Annotated in this window: 21 protein-coding genes and 2 pseudogenes; 21 read left to right on the forward strand and 2 right to left on the reverse strand. The window is 54.2% G+C overall.

The annotated features are described in order from the left end of the window. Nucleotides 1-165: 165 nt before the first annotated feature. Entirely contained in the window at nucleotides 166-387 is a 222-nt protein-coding gene (locus AB7933_RS02255; protein WP_081329137.1) for a hypothetical protein, read from the reverse strand. Nucleotides 388-463: 76 nt separating this feature from the next. Here AB7933_RS02255 and AB7933_RS02260 point away from each other — a divergent pair, with 76 nt between their 5' ends. The 17 genes and pseudogenes from AB7933_RS02260 to AB7933_RS02340 all read left to right on the forward strand — a co-directional run bounded on the left by AB7933_RS02260 (nucleotide 464) and on the right by AB7933_RS02340 (nucleotide 12,621). Then, on the forward strand, nucleotides 464-688 hold the full coding sequence (locus tag AB7933_RS02260) for a hypothetical protein (RefSeq protein ID WP_024072701.1): 225 nt from the start codon (nucleotides 464-466) through the stop codon (nucleotides 686-688). A gap of 127 nt (nucleotides 689-815) precedes the next feature. After that, entirely contained in the window at nucleotides 816-1,034 is a 219-nt protein-coding gene (locus tag AB7933_RS02265) for a hypothetical protein (RefSeq protein WP_143036975.1), read from the forward strand. 242 nt (nucleotides 1,035-1,276) lie between these two features. Then, on the forward strand, nucleotides 1,277-1,726 hold the full coding sequence (locus AB7933_RS02270) for a hypothetical protein (RefSeq protein WP_024072703.1): 450 nt from the start codon (nucleotides 1,277-1,279) through the stop codon (nucleotides 1,724-1,726). 384 nt (nucleotides 1,727-2,110) lie between these two features. Further along, on the forward strand, nucleotides 2,111-2,569 hold the full coding sequence (locus AB7933_RS02275) for an SMI1/KNR4 family protein (protein WP_024072704.1): 459 nt from the start codon (nucleotides 2,111-2,113) through the stop codon (nucleotides 2,567-2,569). 8 nt (nucleotides 2,570-2,577) lie between these two features. After that, the gene (locus tag AB7933_RS02280; protein WP_024072705.1) at nucleotides 2,578-2,880 is read left to right on the forward strand and encodes a hypothetical protein; all 303 of its coding nucleotides are present in this window, start codon (nucleotides 2,578-2,580) and stop codon (nucleotides 2,878-2,880) included. A 624-nt stretch (nucleotides 2,881-3,504) separates the two neighbouring features. After that, nucleotides 3,505-3,903 carry an SMI1/KNR4 family protein gene (locus AB7933_RS02285; RefSeq protein WP_024072706.1) on the forward strand — a complete coding sequence of 133 codons (399 nt, stop codon included), beginning with the start codon at nucleotides 3,505-3,507 and terminating at the stop codon, nucleotides 3,901-3,903. A gap of 702 nt (nucleotides 3,904-4,605) precedes the next feature. Next, complete coding sequence (locus tag AB7933_RS02290; RefSeq protein ID WP_024072708.1) at nucleotides 4,606-5,136, forward strand: SMI1/KNR4 family protein; 531 nt, start codon at nucleotides 4,606-4,608, stop codon at nucleotides 5,134-5,136. Nucleotides 5,137-5,165: 29 nt separating this feature from the next. Then, nucleotides 5,166-5,483 (forward strand): annotated as a pseudogene (locus AB7933_RS02295) (polymorphic toxin type 43 domain-containing protein); the annotation flags it as partial. A 351-nt stretch (nucleotides 5,484-5,834) separates the two neighbouring features. Beyond that, entirely contained in the window at nucleotides 5,835-6,473 is a 639-nt protein-coding gene (locus AB7933_RS02300; RefSeq protein ID WP_024072709.1) for a T6SS immunity protein Tdi1 domain-containing protein, read from the forward strand. Nucleotides 6,474-6,506: 33 nt separating this feature from the next. Next, nucleotides 6,507-6,815: pseudogene (locus AB7933_RS02305) on the forward strand (polymorphic toxin type 43 domain-containing protein); the annotation flags it as partial. A 201-nt stretch (nucleotides 6,816-7,016) separates the two neighbouring features. After that, nucleotides 7,017-7,517 carry an SMI1/KNR4 family protein gene (locus AB7933_RS02310; RefSeq protein ID WP_093235851.1) on the forward strand — a complete coding sequence of 167 codons (501 nt, stop codon included), beginning with the start codon at nucleotides 7,017-7,019 and terminating at the stop codon, nucleotides 7,515-7,517. An 8-nt stretch (nucleotides 7,518-7,525) separates the two neighbouring features. Beyond that, nucleotides 7,526-7,828 carry a hypothetical protein gene (locus AB7933_RS02315; RefSeq protein ID WP_024072711.1) on the forward strand — a complete coding sequence of 101 codons (303 nt, stop codon included), beginning with the start codon at nucleotides 7,526-7,528 and terminating at the stop codon, nucleotides 7,826-7,828. A 409-nt stretch (nucleotides 7,829-8,237) separates the two neighbouring features. Next, on the forward strand, nucleotides 8,238-8,672 hold the full coding sequence (locus AB7933_RS02320) for an RDD family protein (protein ID WP_024072712.1): 435 nt from the start codon (nucleotides 8,238-8,240) through the stop codon (nucleotides 8,670-8,672). Nucleotides 8,673-8,717: 45 nt separating this feature from the next. Continuing rightward, nucleotides 8,718-9,347: a hypothetical protein gene (locus AB7933_RS02325; RefSeq protein ID WP_024072713.1), complete on the forward strand. Its 630-nt coding sequence runs from the start codon at nucleotides 8,718-8,720 to the stop codon at nucleotides 9,345-9,347. 95 nt (nucleotides 9,348-9,442) lie between these two features. Further along, on the forward strand, nucleotides 9,443-11,071 hold the full coding sequence (locus tag AB7933_RS02330) for a vWA domain-containing protein (RefSeq protein WP_024072714.1): 1,629 nt from the start codon (nucleotides 9,443-9,445) through the stop codon (nucleotides 11,069-11,071). Between the two features lie 375 nt (nucleotides 11,072-11,446). Then, nucleotides 11,447-12,019 (forward strand): RNA polymerase sigma factor, encoded by a 573-nt coding sequence (locus AB7933_RS02335; RefSeq protein ID WP_024072715.1) that lies wholly within the window; start codon nucleotides 11,447-11,449, stop codon nucleotides 12,017-12,019. Next, nucleotides 12,016-12,621, forward strand: a complete 606-nt coding sequence (locus AB7933_RS02340) for a hypothetical protein (protein ID WP_024072716.1) — start codon at nucleotides 12,016-12,018, stop codon at nucleotides 12,619-12,621. The genes AB7933_RS02335 and AB7933_RS02340 overlap by 4 nt, the downstream gene beginning before the upstream one ends. A 183-nt stretch (nucleotides 12,622-12,804) precedes the next feature. On the opposite strand, the gene AB7933_RS02345 is transcribed toward AB7933_RS02340, so the two are convergent. Beyond that, on the reverse strand, nucleotides 12,805-13,836 hold the full coding sequence (locus AB7933_RS02345; RefSeq protein ID WP_024072717.1) for an SDR family oxidoreductase: 1,032 nt from the start codon (nucleotides 13,834-13,836) through the stop codon (nucleotides 12,805-12,807). A 116-nt stretch (nucleotides 13,837-13,952) separates the two neighbouring features. Here AB7933_RS02345 and AB7933_RS02350 point away from each other — a divergent pair, with 116 nt between their 5' ends. The 4 genes from AB7933_RS02350 (at nucleotide 13,953) to AB7933_RS02365 (ending at nucleotide 18,675) form a co-directional block, all read left to right on the forward strand. Next, on the forward strand, nucleotides 13,953-14,831 hold the full coding sequence (locus AB7933_RS02350; protein ID WP_024072718.1) for a LysR family transcriptional regulator: 879 nt from the start codon (nucleotides 13,953-13,955) through the stop codon (nucleotides 14,829-14,831). Between the two features lie 377 nt (nucleotides 14,832-15,208). Next, nucleotides 15,209-16,273: a 2,3-butanediol dehydrogenase gene (locus AB7933_RS02355; RefSeq protein ID WP_223817903.1), complete on the forward strand. Its 1,065-nt coding sequence runs from the start codon at nucleotides 15,209-15,211 to the stop codon at nucleotides 16,271-16,273. Nucleotides 16,274-16,495: 222 nt separating this feature from the next. Continuing rightward, on the forward strand, nucleotides 16,496-17,479 hold the full coding sequence (locus AB7933_RS02360; protein WP_024072720.1) for a helix-turn-helix domain-containing protein: 984 nt from the start codon (nucleotides 16,496-16,498) through the stop codon (nucleotides 17,477-17,479). A 161-nt stretch (nucleotides 17,480-17,640) separates the two neighbouring features. After that, nucleotides 17,641-18,675 (forward strand): DUF1254 domain-containing protein, encoded by a 1,035-nt coding sequence (locus tag AB7933_RS02365; protein WP_024072721.1) that lies wholly within the window; start codon nucleotides 17,641-17,643, stop codon nucleotides 18,673-18,675. Nucleotides 18,676-18,684: the final 9 nt, after the last annotated feature.

Genomic DNA, 18,684 nt, shown 5'->3' on the forward strand with positions numbered 1-18,684 from the left:
CCGGGCGTGATGGGTGGTAGAGCGGGTAATCGAGGTCAGATAACGTTTGTTTGAGTGTCTATGGAATTGAGCTTGCAATATTACGATCTTTAAAAATTAGTTTTTATTTTTATCTATTTGAAATTTTTAAATAAGGCGGTTATGAAAATAACCGCCCATTTTTACTTATGAAATTTGTGAATTCAACTTCCGCCCAATCACATCGAGCAAATCACAACCATCTCTCAGCGGAATGGCCAGCAACAGCGCAAAGTCGTGAAGCACTATCGCATCACTGCTGATATCCTCCCGAAATGCGAGGTTCTCCAAAAACTGAGTCACCGCACGAATGCGATACGCGGCGGCGTCAAAGAGAACATCAAGGGGCGCTTGTGTGTCGATCCCCAGAGGGAAATAGGGGGCAGACCACGATTAGTGCACCAATGTATATTGGTGGTCTGACCCCTATTTCTCGGGGGCAGCAATGAGCATGGAAGACATAGTGGCTGACAGACTTGGAAGAGTAGTTGCTGATGGATTTGATATTTTTAAAATATCAAAAGAGGCACTTGATATTTACCAAGATCCAAAACTTTCTCTCACAAAAGCTTTAGACATTGCGTTGTTGTCACTAATGGCAATGGTCGAAGGGCCAGAGTTTGAGGTGACAGAAAAAGAATTTTATGATTTTTTATCTGATACTCGATAGATGTAATTTTCATATACCAAACTTGATCAAGCGGTAATCGGGGTCAGACCACATTTTTATAAAGCCCCCAAATAAGCGGGGCGAATTTCTCTTGGTTGCGTGGCGCACGTAATGGTTTCGGTTGGCAATGAAAAGAAATGAGTCTTGGTGGATCGCCATCTATCTTCCTTGTGCCTGTGCGTTCGGCCTGTTGTTTATGTGTGTGTTCTTTCAGGTTTCCGGGTATTGGTTGAGTGGTGGTGAAGACGTTGTCGGGCTTCTAAAAGAGTATATGACGCTCTATCTGGAAATAGCTGGGGCTGGCTTTATTCTAGGTCTCGTTCTTTGGTTTTTTAATGTTCGTTGATCCGCCAAGAATTGGGGACAGACCACGATTAGTGCACCAATGGATATTGGTGGTCTGACCCCTATTTCTGCTCCCGACCAATTTATGAGCAGATTGAGAAAGATCTTTATCTTCGAGATACAGTGAAGGGTTATCAACCCAGGTGGATATTTTTAGAAGCGCCCCCGGCAGAAAATCTTTCGAGATTGCTGGAGCTGAACAAGATTGATGTAATTATTCATAATTAGTTTTTGAGGTAGACAATGGCGAATACTGGCGAAACGCCCGATATGCTGCTGGCCCGACGCGCTGCTGAATTCCCGGCATTCAGATCTGAGCGTCTGCCGGTACTGCATAAGTTTTGTGAAAGTCTCGGATTTGATCAGCCACATGAAGTATTGATTGAGCCAAAAAGGTTTTTATTCCAGCTGGACAGTGGTTTTCAACGCGCTGACATCAATGAGGAAGATCGGGTTTGGTTTGTTACCCGTATTGGCTACTACATCGGCGAATACCTGATCTCCCTGTTTGGTGGCTATTGGCTACTTGATGATGACCAGTCGTCCCCCTCTTTTGCCAGATACGTGGTCGGCGACTTTTCAAAACCAGGTGTTAAAACTAAAATCGTCGACCCATTCGAAATAGCACAACGCTATGCAACTACGTCGGCTCCGCGCTTTTTAAGACAAGAGATCGAAACAGTTCTGGACTAAATGGAACGGGGAATCGGAAAAATAGGGGTCAGACCACGGTTTTGCGCTTTTTAGAGTTCAGCAGAATTGCTCTTTTAAAATATTATTTATTTTTTGTAATTATTCGATTTTGTTGGCCTAGTGATGGAGAAAAGTGGACAGATTTATTTAATACCGACCAGCGCCAAACCTAAATAAATCCGTCCCCTTTTTTGCTGGCTGGACATGGGAGCATGCGTCGTCGTCGACTGCTTTCAGTCAGGAAGGAATCATGCGATTAGTACCGACCGCCCAACACACACCTGGTTCTCCTTGGTGGCGCGTACTGCATCCCGATGCGGGGGCTGCGGGTGGATATTCTGAATGGGCAATTCCAAGAGGCGCCCCAAAAAATTAGGTGGAAGAATGAATATTGCTGAGTTGAACATCAATGTCGGGGGACGCCCCAGCGTGGGTTTCAGTGGTGATGACTCAAGCGTGCGCGCCCTTGAGGCTCGGCTGGGCCGTAGGCTTCCAGAAACCTACCTTCAATTCATCCGAAGTGCCAACGGTGGGCATCCTGAAGCCGGAAGTTTCTTTTTGAACGCATCACCAGATGCTAGCGTCAGCGTTGATTGGTTTTATTCACTAGGAGACGCAGGTATCGACAGCCTGGATAAGGCTCTTGATGACTGGGCTCAAGTGTTGGGGCCATTCATGTTGCCCATTGGGCGCGACGGAGGTGGCAGCCAGTTTTATATTTCGCTGGATTCGCCATCCGGTTCTGTTTGGTATTACTCACATGAAGGCTCAGAACGCACCCAACTTGCCGAAAGCTTCGATGAGTTTTTGCAGCAGTTGCAAGTTCACCTGGATTTTATTTGAGAGCCGTTATGAATCGATATGAGGGGAAGCCTTTTCTCCGGCTACTGGAATGCTACGTGCTTTCGGCTATTGATGAGCTGACAGACGAGCAGTGTGCGGCGTTAAGTGCGCTGGAGCCCAAGTTGCACGAGCTGTACGGGGTGCAAGGCAGTTGGAGTGATGTCGTCGCGTCTCAGATGGATTTTCCGGAATCCCTGGTGGAGAAAATAAAAGAAGTGTGGCGCGTGAATTCGGAAAAATTTGCGCGAGCTGGTGTAAAAATAAACGCAGAAGATTTTGCTAGAGACTTTGTGGATACCAATTTTCCTTGATGATGATAAAAGGGACAGATTTGAATGGCACTTACTTAGCAGCTAACTAGCTAGTGTGACTGGAAAAAAGAAAAAACAGAAAATAGGGGGCAGACCCTGAGGAGTCCCCACCGACCGGCGCCACGATTGAGAAAGGGAAAGGCTGGGAGCAAATCTGCGCCCGTTCACATTCAGCGGAGAAAAGTGGACAGATTTATTTAATACCGACCAACGCCAAACCTAAATAAATCCGTCCCATTTTTTTGCAATTCTAATCTCAGAGATAAAGTGTGTTCAGGTGTTTGCTTTATGTTTAGCATCGCTGGGAATCAAAGAGCATGCTTCCTCGATATGGCTTGAGCTGGTAAATGAGGAATTTTACTAGGGGGAAGAGCTCAGATTACTTTCTTGCAGTGGGAATTCCAGCGACGTGCTATATGCTTTCGATGCCTATAATAACTGGCAGGTCGTCGGAATTAGTTCTGAAGTTGATGTGTTATTTAAATAAATCTGTCCCCTTTTTTACTCCTTTTTTACTGAAGTCCAACCGATTCCGCCAATAAAGTTATCGCTGCCTCGCGATGTTCATCGGTAGCAGGTAACTCCTTGGTGGAACCAATTGCAGAAAGACTTAGGAAAATAGCTATGGAATATCATCTAACAGAGGGGCAGCTCAATGGCCCGGCTGAAATTTCGGCTGTTGATGGTCTGTCAACACACTTGGGAGTCGAACTTCCTCAGAGTTATATTGAATTCCTTAAGACGCACGACGGTGGCGAAGGACTCATTGGCGACAGCTACATTATTTTTTGGAAGGTAGAAGAGCTAGTCGCATTCAATCGTGAATATGAGGTCGAGACATATGCGCCAGGTATATTTTTGTTCGCTTCTAACGGCGGAGGGGAGGGGTATGGGTTTGACACATTGGATGCAGCAATGTCGGTAGTTCGAATTCCGTTTATAGGTATGAATCGTCAGTATGCTATATCGGTAGCGAGCGACCTTCCCGATCTATTTGCTCGATTGGCAGACCAAAATGAGTGAGCTTAATAAGCACTCACGCCCTAAAGGCATGGAGCTATTCGAGATTAAACCCGCTATCGCTGGTGGTGATCCAACCAGTCCTGAGAACAAAACTTGGTTGACGAGACAGCGGCACTTTGAGGCTGTACGCTACTGGAATCGGATTATCAGCAGTCTGCGTAATGAACGGAAGTAACTAGGGAGAAAAGCGGAGAAAAGGAGACGGAGAAAAGGGGACAGATTTATTTAATACCGCATTTCCTTACGGGGCAGCGCTGGGAGCGCTGCCTGAAGTCTGTGGTTGATCAAGGGTATACGTTTTACGAGGAGGCTTCGGGTGAGAAGAAATAAATGGATCGGTGGGTTTTTCTTATCGATCTCACTGTTTTCCATGATTCTGGCGGCTAGCCTGCTACTCGCGATGATCATCGCTGCGGTGATTTCACTTGTCCTGCACACTGACTCGCCTTGGGTATACAACTGGATCGGCTTTCCTCTTACGTTTGTATTCTCGGCGTATTGGATCCTCACTCGATGGACGTATGTGAAGTCTTACATATCTGACAGAAAAGGGGACAGATTTATTTAGTACCGACCAGCGCCAAACCTAAATAAATCCGTCCCCTTTTTTGCAATGCCAACCGGTGTAACGTTGTCTGCTAGTGGGTAAGGCGGTTTTACTCTTGATGTATCAATTCCGAACGTGAGTGGAGTTAAGTAAGAATGATAAATAAACTGATTGCTCTCCTTTCGCCACCCTCTCAGCGAATCTTTGATAATGCGGCTTGGGCGACCTTTGAATCTGAGGGAGGTCTGCGATTACCGTCCGATTTTAAACAGTTCATATCAATTTACGGGTGTGGAGCAGTAGACGATTTCGTATGGGTGTTAGACCCATTTTCAGAAAATTCAAATTTGAATTTTGAAAAAAGCCAATATTTTATAGACGCATACGCTGTAATGAGGCAAGAATTTTTATCGGACTATCCAAGACCAGATTACCCTGCGGAAGGCTCTTTTCTTCCCTGGGCGGTAACGGATAATGGAGAAACTTTTGTTTGGTTGGTTGATGGAGAACCAGACTCATGGAAAGTTGCTATTCATAGCTCGGATCAGGGGGAAGAGGAAGTCTACAACTTCGGCTGTGTTGAGTTCATTTTAAAGCTGCTTAGCAGAGATATTTCGTCAAAAATTCTACCTGGTCAGTTTACTCCTGTTGATCTAGATAAGCATTTTTTTACAGCTGCTGATTAGGTGCAAAAGCAACCACAAGCTGGCAGGGTTCAGGCCCTGCACCTGGAGTATTGGGCTTGGAGCCGGGTTCGGTATCATCTAAGGCTATACAGAATTACTTTCCTAGCACAAAAAATGGTTCCGTTGAGTTTGTTTTTTATCCTAAAACGAATACTTTCGCTGTCGGTAAGCCGACCAATAACCTCGGAGGCTCTCCTCATCAACAGTTGGCAGAGACAATAAAGTCCGGTGGGTCGACTCTAGTTGGTGGTATGTTTCGGCGAGGGCCCAACGGGGAGGTAATCACTAATGAGTTTAGGGGAGAAAAGGGGGCAGATTTATTTAATACCGACCAGCGCCAAACCTAAATAAATCCGTCCCCTTTTTTACTAACCTACAAATCAGGATGGACGGACGCGCAGCGCGCAGCGGCAGATGCAAAAGTTAATATTTTAAACGATGCAGATACCGTCCTAACAACGCCAGTCCGCTCTGGAACATCGGCTGCAAGTCGTTATAGGCAGGCCGGCAACACAGTGCCGCCGGGCTCCGATGTCGATCACATGGTTGACTTACCGCTCGGCGGTAATGACACTACTCCTAACATGAGTCCGTTAGATAAGAGTGTTAATCGTAGTCTTGGTGCTCAAATTTATCAGCAAGCAAAGGGTTTGCCGCCTGGAACAAAAATCAACAATGTGAAAATTGGAGATTGATAAATGTATGATATTTTTCGCAGTTGTTTTCTTGTCGATTACCTTGTTAACAGTGAAAATATGCCTGTTTTCGATGCTAAAGGTGATTGTTATGGATTGGTTGAGTTGATATTGGAGTTTGGAGGGTGTTCATTTGATAACGCGTTATATCGAGTGATGACGCCTAGTTTGATTAATGAGTGGAACAAAAAGATCGAATATGCGTTCCCCGATTTTTATGGGCGCGTGCAATGTTTTGGATTCGATTGGCTAGGACGCATTTTTGCAGTTGACTCAGGCAGATTGGAAGAAGGGTATTCTGGAGTCGTTATGTTTGAGCCTGGAACTGGACAGGCTCTCGAGATTCCTTGCAATATCGTGACTTTCCATAATAACGAATTGGTTGAGTACAGCGAAGAGGCTTTAGCCGTTAGCTTCCGGTTCCAGTGGCTAATTCGAGGCGCTGCACCTAGCTACGAAGAGTGTGTCGGATACAGAATACCATTATTTCTCGGCGGTAAAGATGTTATGGATAATTTGGAAACTTCAAATCTTGATGTCTACTGGACATTAATGGCTCAACTGATTAGGAAAGCTAGGGGGCTTCCTATAGGTACAGTTTTTGGAAAAATTACTTCTGTTGATGGAACCTTGCCAGAATAACTTGGTGCAAAAGCAACCACAAGCTGGCAGGGTTCAGGCCCTGCACCTGGAGTATTAGGCTTGGAGCCGGGTTCGGTATCATCTAAGGCTATACAGAATTACTTTCCTAGCACAAAAAACGGTTCCGTTGAGTTTGTTTTTTATCCTAAAACGAATACTTTCGCTGTCGGTAAGCCGACCAATAACCTCGGAGGCTCTCCTCATCAACAGTTGGCAGAGACAATAAAGTCCGGTGGGTCGACTCTAGTTGGTGGTATGTTTCGGCGAGGGCCCAACGGGGAGGTAATCACTAATGAGTTTAGGGGAGAAAAGGGACGGAGAAAAGGGGACAGATTTATTTAATACCGACCAGCGCCAAACCTAAATAAATCCGTCCCCTTTTTTGCTCTTTTTTGCTGGCTGGACATGGGAGCATGCGTCGTCGTCGACTGCTTTCAATCAGGAAGGAATCATGCGATTAGTACCGACCGCCCAACACACACCTGGTTCTCCTTGGTGGCGCGTACTGCATCCCGATGCGGGGGCTGCGGGTGGATATTCTGAATGGGCAATTCCAAGAGGCGCCCCAAAAAATTAGGTGGAAGAATGAATATTGCTGAGTTGAACATCAATGTCGGGGGACGCCCCAGCGTGGGTTTCAGTGGTGATGACTCAAGCGTGCGCGCCCTTGAGGCTCGGCTGGGCCGTAGGCTTCCAGAAACCTACCTTCAATTCATCCGAAGTGCCAACGGTGGGCATCCTGAAGCCGGAAGTTTCTTTCTGAACGCATCACCAGATGCTAGCGTCAGCGTTGATTGGTTTTATTCACTAGGAGACGCGGGTATCTACAGCCTGGATAAGGCTCTTGATGACTGGGCTCAAGTATTGGGGCCATTCATGTTGCCCATTGGGCGCGACGGAGGTGGCAGCCAGTTTTATATTTCGCTGGATTCGCCATCCGGTTCTGTTTGGTATTACTCACATGAAGGCTCAGAACGCACCCAACTTGCCGAAAGCTTCGATGAGTTTCTGCAGCAGTTGCAAGTTCACCCGGATTTTATTTGAGAGCCGTTATGAATCGATATGAGGGGAAGCCTTTTCTCCGGCTACTGGAATGCTACGTGCTTTCGGCTATTGATGAGCTGACAGACGAGCAGTGTGCGGCGTTAAGTGCGCTGGAGCCCAAGTTGCACGAGCTGTACGGGGTGCAAGGCAGTTGGAGTGATGTCGTCGCGTCTCAGATGGGTTTTCCGGAATCCCTCGTGGAGAAAATAAAAGAAGTGTGGCGCGTGAATTCGGAAAAATTCGCGCGAGCTGGTGCAAAAATAAACGCAGAAGATTTTGCTAGAAACTTTGTGGATACCAATTTTCCTTGATGATGATAAAAGGAACAGATTTGAATGGCACTTACTTAGCAGCTAACTAGCTAGTGTGACTGAAAAAACAGAAAATAGTGGGCAGACCCTGAGGATTCCCACAAATCTACCCTAGCCTCTGAGCTTGCCGGTGTACTTCATCGCGCACCAATAGCTCCATATCCGCCAATCTCGAGCAGGACAATCCGGTGGGTATTCCTCAGGGTCTGACACCAGCAGAAAAGGGGACAGATTTATTTAATACTGACCAGCGCCAAACCTAAATAAATCCGTCCCCTTTTTCGTCACTTTTTCCACAGAACAGCCACAAACACCATGACGTTAAAGCCACAGCGTATGGACGCGAACGGGCACGTACAACATGTGCCGGCCTCAATGACATCTCTTCGACTTTTGGATAAATGACTGTATGAGCGAATCAGTATCGACCGCAGGCACCTGGAACCTCGCCAGCCCAGGCAAGCGCCTGCTCGGCTATTTCATCGATATAGCGGTGGTGCTTTTCCTGCTGTTTTTGAACAGAAACCTGGACTACGCCTATTTCTATCTGGGTTCTGCAGGAGGCCCGGCATTGTTTGATGGCCTCCACTATGTGCTGCTGTTTTCAGCCTTCGGGTACTACTTGTTTTGCGATGCCTTGCCCAATGGCCAGAGCCTGGGCAAGCGGGTGTGCCGCACGGCCGTGGTGGGTTACCCGTACCCCACGAACTGCACGCTGTTCCAGTCGTTCCTGCGCAATTTTCCGAAGATGCTGTTCATAGTGCTGGACGGTCTTTTTGTACTGTTCGGCCTGCGCCGTCGCTTGGGCGATATGTTGGCCAAGACGATCGTGATCAATCTCTGAGATTTACCGTCTACTGCATCCCGTTGACTGTATGGAAACCTGTCTATGACGCTGAAGTCCCTCGCCTTGATCAGTTCACTTTTGCTGTTGGGCGCTTGTAATCGTCAACCCTGGGTGGCCTATGTCGAGCCTGCCAGCGGTACTGACACCGCCCGGTTACGCGTGATCACCAACGGCGAAGTGCGTGGCGGCAGCTATGTGGGGTGTGTGGGCAATGAGCAAGGCTTGGCCAAGGCCGGGCGTTTTTATGACGGTGACAAGCCGAGCATCAACTACCCACAGTCACCCCTGATACCGCCTCGGTTAGGCATGGCGCCGCGCGTGCTGCCGAAGATGGCCGAGTACCTGGGGATGACCCGCATGGCCGAAGGGGTGTATGCCGAGATCGTGGCCGAGTACCGGGTGCCTGCGGGCAAGCCGTTCCTGTTGGTACGCGAAGAATTGGGGGTGGGCAGCTACGGCAGCACCTACAGCAAATGCCCGGCGCTGTCGCGGGTGTACACCTTTGAAAAGGGCAGGCAGTACGAGGCCTATGTCGGCATGGTCTACGGCGGTGATGTCGAGGGCAAGATGGGCGTGCGTTGCCCGTTCTTTGTCTACGAGTTGCAGGCGCCGAACCAAGCCATCCCCCAGGCGATGCAGTCGACACCGGCGGCGGATCGTCCTTGTCGTTGAGAGGCGGGTCAATTTCGTAAACGTGCATTAACCCGAACCGCCCTAAGCTTGCGTCTGACCTTGTGAACGGATTATTCATTCACGAGGTTCAGCTCATGTCCCACACTCTGCTGTTGTTGCGTCCTGCGGCCCAGGGCTTTGCCGTTACCTTGCTGGTTACACTGGCCGGGTGCGGGCTGTCGTCAGCCCCTGAGGTCGCCCAGCCGATTGAGCCTGCGCCCATCGCCGAGCTGCACAGTGCGCAGGTCCAGGGCGCTTTGGTCAAGCGCGTGGCGATGCCTGCGCCGATGCTCGTGCAGGAATCCGCCGTGCTGGACTATCGCAGCGAGCCCCGTGAGCAATACGAAAACCTGCCGGACAACCCCGTGCACCGTGTGGCGGAAACGCCCGTCTCGACGTTCAGCGTCGATGTCGACACCGGCAGCTACGCCAACGTACGACGTTTCCTCAATCAAGGCAGCCTACCGCCCGAAGGCGCTGTGCGATTGGAGGAAATGGTCAACTATTTCCCCTACAGCTACGCGTTGCCCACCGACGGCTCACCCTTTGGCGTGACCACCGAAGTCGCCGCCAGCCCATGGAACCCCCGCACTCAACTGCTGCGCATTGGCATCAAGGCCTCTGACCGCGCTGTGGCCGACCTGGCGCCGGCCAATCTGGTGTTTCTGGTGGATGTGTCCGGCTCCATGGACCGCCGCGAAGGTTTGCCTCTGGTGAAAAGCACCCTGAAAGTGCTGGTAGATCAACTGCGCGACCAGGACCGTGTGTCGTTGGTGGTCTACGCCGGCGAGTCCCGCGTGGTGCTCGAACCGACTTCCGGTCGCGACAAGGCCAAGATCCGCAGTGCTATCGACCAGCTCACTGCCGGTGGTGCCACCGCCGGCGCATCCGGCATCGAACTGGCCTACCAGATGGCCCGCAAGGGGTTTATCGACAAGGGCATCAACCGCATCCTGCTGGCCACCGACGGTGACTTCAACGTGGGCGTCAGCGACTTCGACAGCCTCAAGCAAATGGCCGTCGACCAGCGTAAAAGCGGCGTTTCGCTGACCACCCTGGGCTTCGGTGTGGATAACTACAACGAACACTTGATGGAACAACTGGCCGATGCGGGCGATGGTAACTACGCCTACATCGACAACCTGCGTGAAGCCCGCAAAGTGCTGGTGGATCAACTCAGTTCGACCCTGTCGGTGGTGGCGCGGGATGTGAAGTTGCAGGTGGAATTCAACCCGGCGCGTGTCAGTGAATATCGCCTGCTGGGCTATGAAAACCGTGCGCTGAAGCGTGAGGATTTCAACAACGACAAAGTCGACGCCGGCGAAATCGGCGCGGGGCACACGGTTACCGCGCTGTACGAAATTGTGCCGAAGGGCGAGAAAGGTTGGTTGGAGCCTTTGCGTTACACCCGCGAGCCGAAGGCTGAACACAACACGGGCGAACTGGCCATGGTGCGTGTGCGCTACAAGCCTGCTGCGGGAGGTGACAGCCAACTGATCGAACGGCCCGTCAGCAACGTAACCACCAAGGCCAGTGACGACCTGCGCTTCTCCGCGGCCGTGGCGGCCTTCGCCCAACAGCTCAAGGGCGATGGCCGCTACACTGGCAGCATGAGTTTGCAGGACACTGCCGCACTGGCGCGCTCGGCCCGTGGCGATGACCCGTTCGGGCTGCGCAACGAGTTCGTGCAACTGGTGGAACTGGCCCAAGGTCTCAAACCCTGATCTCGAACATGACACTGATCAAATGTGGCAGGTCCCGATAAATCTCCGGCTTGGCGCTGTGGCGCAGCAAACTGGAATCGCCTGTGGCGAGCGGGCTTGCCCTAATGCCATTCAGTTAAGGCTTTTTTGTAGGAGCGAGGGGGACGCCTAGTTCTTGCTCGCGAAAAACGTCAACGGTAACGCGTGTTTCCTGAGAGAACGCGGCGCCTGTGAGTTTTTCGCGAGCAAGCTCGCTCCTACAGAAGGCGATGTACGCTGAACTGAACGGCATCGGGGCAAGCCCGCTCGCCACAAAAAATGCGGTTGTTTAAGGAAAAGTTTTGATCCTTCCACATTTAGATCGGGTTCAACTTTAAAAAGGAGTTCGCCCCCTACATGGCTGTTCCAGATGATTCACCCAGCGACGAATCGCTGCTGGCCCGCTACCGAACCGGTGACGCCGCCGCATTCGAAGCCTTGTACGCGCGGCACCGCCAAGGTCTCTATCGCTTCCTCGTGTCCCTGAGCAACAAGGCCGAGCTGGCCGAGGAAATCTATCAGGACACCTGGCTCAGCCTGATCCGCAGCACCACCCAGCCACAAGGCCGGGCGAGTTTTCGTACATGGCTGTTTCAGATCGCCCGCAACCGCCTCATTGACCATTGGCGCAAGCACGGCATCCACAACCCGTTGCACGACAGCTACGATGAGCAGTTGCACGCTCAGCCCGACGACACGGCCGGCCCCGAGCAGCAACTGAGCCTGAGCCGCGACCAGGCGCGCCTCGAAGCCGCGCTGCAAGACCTGCCCGAAGACCAGCGCGAAGTCTTCCTGCTGCGCTTGCACGGCGACCTCGAAGTGCCGCAAATCGCTGCCCTCACCAAAGCCCCGCTGGAAACCGTAAAAAGCCGCCTGCGTTACGCCCAGCAGAAACTCCGGCGCCTGCTGGCCGAGGAGATACCCGCATGACCGACTCCCGACACACCCCGGATCCCGACGACTTGCTGCTCCAGCATTTTCGTCAGCACAGCGGCGGCGAACCGCCAGCGTCCATCGACGCCTTCATCCTCAACGCCGTGCGCCGCGAGGCCCCAGCGCCGCAACCGAGCTTGTGGCAACGTTGGTTGCAAGCCTGCCAACGCCCGCGCTGGCAGATGGCATTCGCCACCGTGGCCGGCCTGGCGCTGATGATCGGTGTGGTGATGCGCTCGCCAGTGCCGCAACCCGAAATCTCCACGGCGACCTTTTCCGCCTTGCACGAAGAAGCTGCCCGTCCTGCGCCGCAAGCGTTGCCTGCACCTGCGCCGATGGCTCGAATCGCCGCCGCCCCCCAGGCTGAGCGTGCACCGGTTCAGGCTGAGATTGCCGGAGCGCTGGCGGATCAGTCGGCGGTGAGGCTGAGCAAGCGCGCGCCGGTGGCAGTGCCTTCGTTGGAGGAAGGGTTGCAGGAGATTGTGAACCTGCGTCTGGCAGGGGAAACCAAGGCGGCGGATGAGAAGCTGCTGGCCTTGCATGAGCGATTCCCCGAGGAAGACCTGCCGGCGCGGTTGGAGGCGTTGCGCAAGCGTTGATCCAAAAATAATGCCAGCCAGTTAAGCGTACATCGTCTTCTGTAGGAGCGAGCTTGCTCGCGAAAAACTCACAGGCGCCGCGTTGATTCAGGAAGCACGCGTTATCGTTGACGTTTTTCGCGAGCAAGCTCGCTCCTACAAAAACGCTTTAACTGACTGGCGTTGGGCTTTTTGGCCTGGTTTTTACCCCCTGCCGTGTTGCTGGTACCAAGCCACCGTGTCGGTGAGGGTCTGTTCCAAGGCACGAAAACTCAGGCCCAGCTCATCTTCACTCTTACGGTGGTTAAAGCAGGTGCGGTGCTCTTCTCGTATCAATAGTCGCAAGGTCGCCATGCTCAGCAAAATGGGCTTGCCGGTCAGGTAGGCATAGGTCTCTTGCACGGCGGCCAACAGGTAAAGCGCCGGCAGGGGCAGTTGCCGGGAAGGTGTCTTGACGCCCGCGATACGCCCCAGCAGCGGGATTAATTGGCGCATGGTCAAGTTGCGGCCAGCCGCGAGATAACGTTCGCCTCGTCGCCCGTTCTGGGCGGCGGCAATGAGTGCCCAGGCCACATCGCGGGCGTCGACCAACGAAAAAGTGCCGGGGATCAGCCCCGGAAGCTTGCCGTTGATGACGTCCTTGACCAATTGTCCCGAGGACGTCGGCCCGAGGTCGCCAGGCCCCCACATCCAGCCGGGCAGCACCATGCACGCGTGCATCTGCGGATGGGTTTGAAGAAACGCCAGCACCTCGCGGTCAGCGAGGATCTTGCTGCGGTAGTAGGCGTCCGCATCGGCTTCGGCCCGCAGGCACGTTTCATCGATAAGCGTATCCGGCGCACCGTCGAGCACGGCAATCGAAGAGGTATGCACAAACCTTCTGACACCCGCGTCATAGGCATGCTGGAGCAGCGCTCGGGTGCCGACTACGTTGATCCTTTCGAGGGCTTGCCAATGGCTGCCGCCCTTGTAGTTATCGCGAAAGAACGCCGCGCAATGGAACACCGTGTCGCAGCCTTGCAGGGCCGCCGCGAACGTATCGACGTCAGCCATGTCACCCACCACCCGTTCCACGCTCGGCAGGTCGTTGAACTGCTGTTCGCCCTTGGCCTGCGAGCGCACCAGCGCCTTGACCGCATAGCCGCGTGCGACCAGCTCCCTGACCAGGTTGTTGCCCAGCAAGCCGGTGGCACCTGTCACAAAGGTGCTGCGCAAGCGGTTGGGGTTCGTGTTCATACAGGCCATATCCATGGTTTGAAAGGCCGCTAGATATACCGCTGAGACCGCGCTCGGAAAACGGCGACTGCTGCATAATGGCTTTGCACATTTGCAGACCAGGGAAGAGCAAGGATATGGCGCTGCAAGCAAATTGGGATGATCTGCGCCTGCTGTTGGCGGTCTCGCGGCGGGGCAGCTTTCTGCAGGCAGGCCAGTTGCTCGGTGTCGCTGCGTCGACCGTTTCCCGACGCCTGAGCCAACTGGAAGCGGCCTTGGGTGAGCCATTGGTCGAGCGCGGGGTCGAGGGCTGCTGGCTGACCTCGCGGGGGCAATCCCTGGTGGCCGTGGCGTTGGCGGCCGAAGCCGGCCTGCGCCGCCAGACGACGGTGGAAGGGGGCGGGGCGCAGGCAGCGCTAAGCGGCACGGTGCTGATCAGTGCGGGAGAAGGGTTTGCGACCTGCATACTGGAGGCCGCGAATCGTTTTACCGCGTTGCACCCTGGCTGCTCGGTGGAACTGCAGATCACCACCGACTTTCACAAGATCGTACGTGGCGTGGCCGACATCGCCGTGCGCACAGCGCACCTGGGGGAGCCCTCGCTGATTTATCGAGCGCTGGGCACGCTGGCCTATGGCGTCTTCGCCGATGCCGGTTACCTGCAACGTTTTCCGGCGATGACGCCGGCCACGACGGCCTGTATCGCCTTGCTCCCGCCGTTGGACCTGCTGCCGCAAATGCGCGCGGCAAAGGCCGCCGGCCTGGACCATGCGCCGATCCGCGTGAACTCATTTGCCGTGCAGCTGGAATCGGTGAGGCGCGGCATGGGCGTGGCGGTGCTGCCGCGTATCCTGGCCGAGGGCCTGAGCGAAGTGTTCCAGGAGATTGAACTGCCGCCGATGGAGGTCTACCTGGTCACCCGGCCCCAGGCGTTGAAACAGGCGCATATCCACGCATTCTTTACCCAGCTTGAACAGGTGCTGCGCGCGACATTGCAGGACACGCCAACCGAGTGAACGCGTCGTTGCGCTGGTTGGCTGCGCCTGATGGTCGGGCGGGGGCAGGGCGCGCGGTAGACCGGGGTGGGCTGACAAAACGTCATAGCGGTGGCTTGGCCTGATCGAGCGCCGCTCGTGGACGCCGGGGCTGGCGATGAGACGCAACGTCTCACGGTCTCGTCGCTATCGCGTGCTGTCTGGCATGGCGCGTCTCATTTGAACGCGATGGCGGCCCTCCGTGGTTTCCATTGGGCCGCTCTAAAAAAGGGCTGTGCAGGCGTTCTTGCGGAGCTGGCACCGGCCTTGCTCTGGCTCTGGCAAACCGTCCGGCGCGTCAGTGCCAACCGTATCAAGGAGCCTTCGCTATGACCCTTTCGCTCAACTCGCAACGCAGCATGCGTGCCGCTGTCTGGCACGGTCGTAACGATATCCGCGTCGAAGACGTTCCACTGCCCGTTTCGCCGCCTGCCGGTTGGGTGCAGATCCGAGTGCAATGGTGCGGCATTTGCGGCTCGGATTTGCATGAGTACGTGGCCGGCCCGGTGTTCATACCGGTTGACGCCCCGCACCCGCTGACCGGGATAAAAGGCCAGTGCATTCTCGGTCACGAGTTTTGTGGCGAGATCGTCGAACTCGGTGCCGGCGTGCAGGGCTTCAGCGTCGGCGAGCCGGTGGCGGCCGATGCGTGCCAACATTGCGGCACCTGCTACTACTGCACCCACGGGCTATACAACATTTGCGAGAACCTGGCCTTCACCGGCCTGATGAACAACGGCGCCTTCGCCGAACTGGTCAACGTACCAGCCAACCTGCTGTACAAGTTGCCGGCGAACTTTCCGGCTGAAGCCGGCGCACTGATCGAGCCTCTGGCGGTGGGCATGCACGCGGTGAAAAAGGCCGGAAGCCTGCTGGGGCAAAACGTGGTGGTGGTCGGCGCGGGCACCATTGGCCTGTGCACCATCATGTGCGCCAAGGCGGCGGGTGCGGCTCAGGTGATCGCCCTGGAGATGTCCGGAGCGCGCAAGGCCAAGGCCCGGGAAGTGGGGGCGACCCATGTGCTCGATCCCAATCAATGCGATGCCCTGGCCGAGGTACGACGCCTGACGGGCGGGCTCGGCGCGGATGTCAGTTTCGAATGCATCGGCAACAAACACACGGCCAAGCTCGCGATCGACCTGATCCGCAAGGCCGGCAAGTGCGTACTGGTGGGCATCTTCGAGGAGCCCAGTGAGTTCAACTTTTTCGAGTTGGTGGCGACGGAAAAACAGGTACTCGGCGCGCTGGCCTATAACGGTGAATTCGCTGACGTGATCGCTTTTATCGCCGATGGTCGGCTGGACATCACGCCACTGGTGACGGGGCGCATTCAGTTGGAACAGATCGTGGGCCAGGGCTTCGAGGAACTGGTCAAAAACAAGGAACACAACGTGAAAATCATCGTGTCACCCGCTCGGGTCTGAAGCGAAGGATGAGCGTTGCGGTCTTTGCCCCGCCTCTACAAAAGCCCCAGGTTCTTTGACCTGGGGCTTTTTCGTGTGTAAGTGATGAGCTTGCCGCTGAATCGATGCTCAGGGTGACAGTGCTGTCGATCGCGCGATTTTGGCAAACAATTTGCCTATGCTATGCCAGCATGCCAAGACGGTTTTCAAATGCATTGCCTTTAGAACCAGGAACGGACACCCATGACGAATGCTGCGCCCGCCATCAGACTCAGCACACTCAGGCAAGTCGCCCCCTATCTGAGTATGCGAGGGGTGTCGCCACTGGAGTTCTTTCGACGGTTCGGTATTTCCCCGCATGTTTTTCAAAACCCAGAAGCTTGGGTACCGCGAGCGGCCTGCTTTCATATCGCCAATGAAATGGCCGCTATCGCACAGGACCCCTTCGGCGGGGCGATGATAGGGCACCTCACCGATATGCGCTCAACCGGCATGTGGGGCGAATTGATATTGGGCTCGACCAACCTTGCTCAGGCGTGTGCGGCGGCGGCGGTGCACACGGATTTGCTGCATCAGGGAAGCGAAGTAAAGATCGTCACCGAAGGGCGCACGACGAAACTGATCCAACACTTTACCGGGCACCACGGGGCTGATCCGAAGCAGGTCATTTTCGGCACCCTTGCGGTGCTGAGAAAAGTGCCGCTCATGTCCGGCGCGCCAGGCGCTATACGCGTACATTTAAAAAATCCGCGAGAACGAGGCGACGAGGCGCTTGAAGAGCACCTGGGGCCGAACCTGGTAATGAACGCTGAGCACAACATGATCGAATTTGATCGTGAGTTGCTCGAGATCTCCCTGCAGCCTTTCCGAGATGTTGCCTGGAAAACCACCCAAGCCTTGAAGTCGACCGCTGACGCAGCTGACGTGCTCGCCCAGCAGATAGCCGATCAGGAGCTTTCCAAACTTGCCTCTATTTCAAGAAAAATTGGGCTGTCTGCTCGAACGCTACAGCGGCGTCTCGAACATTGCGGCATAGACTTCGACGCTTTACGTGACGAGACACGTCGCAGTGAAGCCCTTCAGTTGATTGCCAGCGGCAGATACAGCGCGACCGAAATTGCCTATATGGTCGGCTACAGCGACCCTGCGCACTTTACCCGCGCCTTCAAGCGTTGGACTGGGAGCCCGCCGTCGCACTATCGCGCGCTCTTGAAACAGGATCGTTAACACCCTCTTCTAACACCCACCCCCTCAAACACTTCACCCCTTTCCGGGGCGGCCTTCGCGTACGCGCTCACCTTGCTTTTGGCACCAAATGGCAAGTTTGCGCCTAGGCGTTCTTATACAGTCAAAAAATTAACGCCAACTAATAAAACCAAGAGGTTTAAATGTCCCATTCATCCACGGCCTGTGCCCTTGCGATGGCGCTGGTGGTTTTTGGAAGTGCGAATGCTCAGTCATCCCCGGAGGTGGCGATACCGGTAGGTGTAGATAACTTTGTCCGCGCCGAGTCCGACCTCTACTTGGGAAAAATGGTCGCAAGTGGCAGTTTGGGCCGCTTTGTTCATAGCCGCGAAGCGGTGGCCATTGACGCCCAGAATGTGGTCCGGATGAATCGCGACACGCTCTATTCGTCAGCCGTGTTCGATCTCGAAGCAGGCCCCGTCACGATCACCTTGCCTGAGGCCGGTGGGCGGTTCATGTCCATGGCGGTGATCAATGAAGATCACTACGTGCCCCTCGTCACTTATGGCGCCGGCCGCCAGACACTGACGAAAGAGGCCATCGGCACACGCTATGTGTTTGTCGCTGTGCGCACGTTCTTCGATCCCGCGGATCGCAAAGACCTTGAAAAGGTCCATGCACTGCAGGACTCCATCGCGGTCAGCCAGGCCAAGGTTGGCGAGTTTGTAGTACCTAAGTGGGACCCGGCGAGCCAGGCCAAGGTGCGTGAGGCGCTGGAGGTCCTGGGTTCGACGATTCCTGACTACAACCAATCCTTTGGCCCCAAGGGCGCGGTCAATCCCATCCATCACTTGATCGGTACCGCGACGGGCTGGGGTGGGAACCCCGCCAAGGACGCTATCTACCTCGGCGGTGTGATGCCTGAGAACGATGGGAAAACCATTTACCGGCTCAAAGTCGGAGAGGTCCCGGTCAATAGTTTTTGGTCTGTCAGTGTTTATAACGCCGACGGTTACTTCCAGAAGAACCCCTATGACGCCTATTCGTTGAACAACCTCACCGCGAGGAAAAGTGAGGATGGCTCGATTGTCATCCAGTTCGGCGGTTGCGACGGGAAGATTGCGAATTGCCTGCCTACCACGCCTGGCTGGAACTACACGGTCAGGCTTTATCAGCCGAAAGAACAAATTCTGAATGGAAAGTGGAGTTTCCCGAAGCCGCAGGCCGTCGAGCTCTAACTCATAACG

Origin of the sequence: Pseudomonas gorinensis, from assembly GCF_042015035.1 — a bacterium.
Lineage (GTDB): Bacteria > Pseudomonadota > Gammaproteobacteria > Pseudomonadales > Pseudomonadaceae > Aquipseudomonas > Aquipseudomonas gorinensis.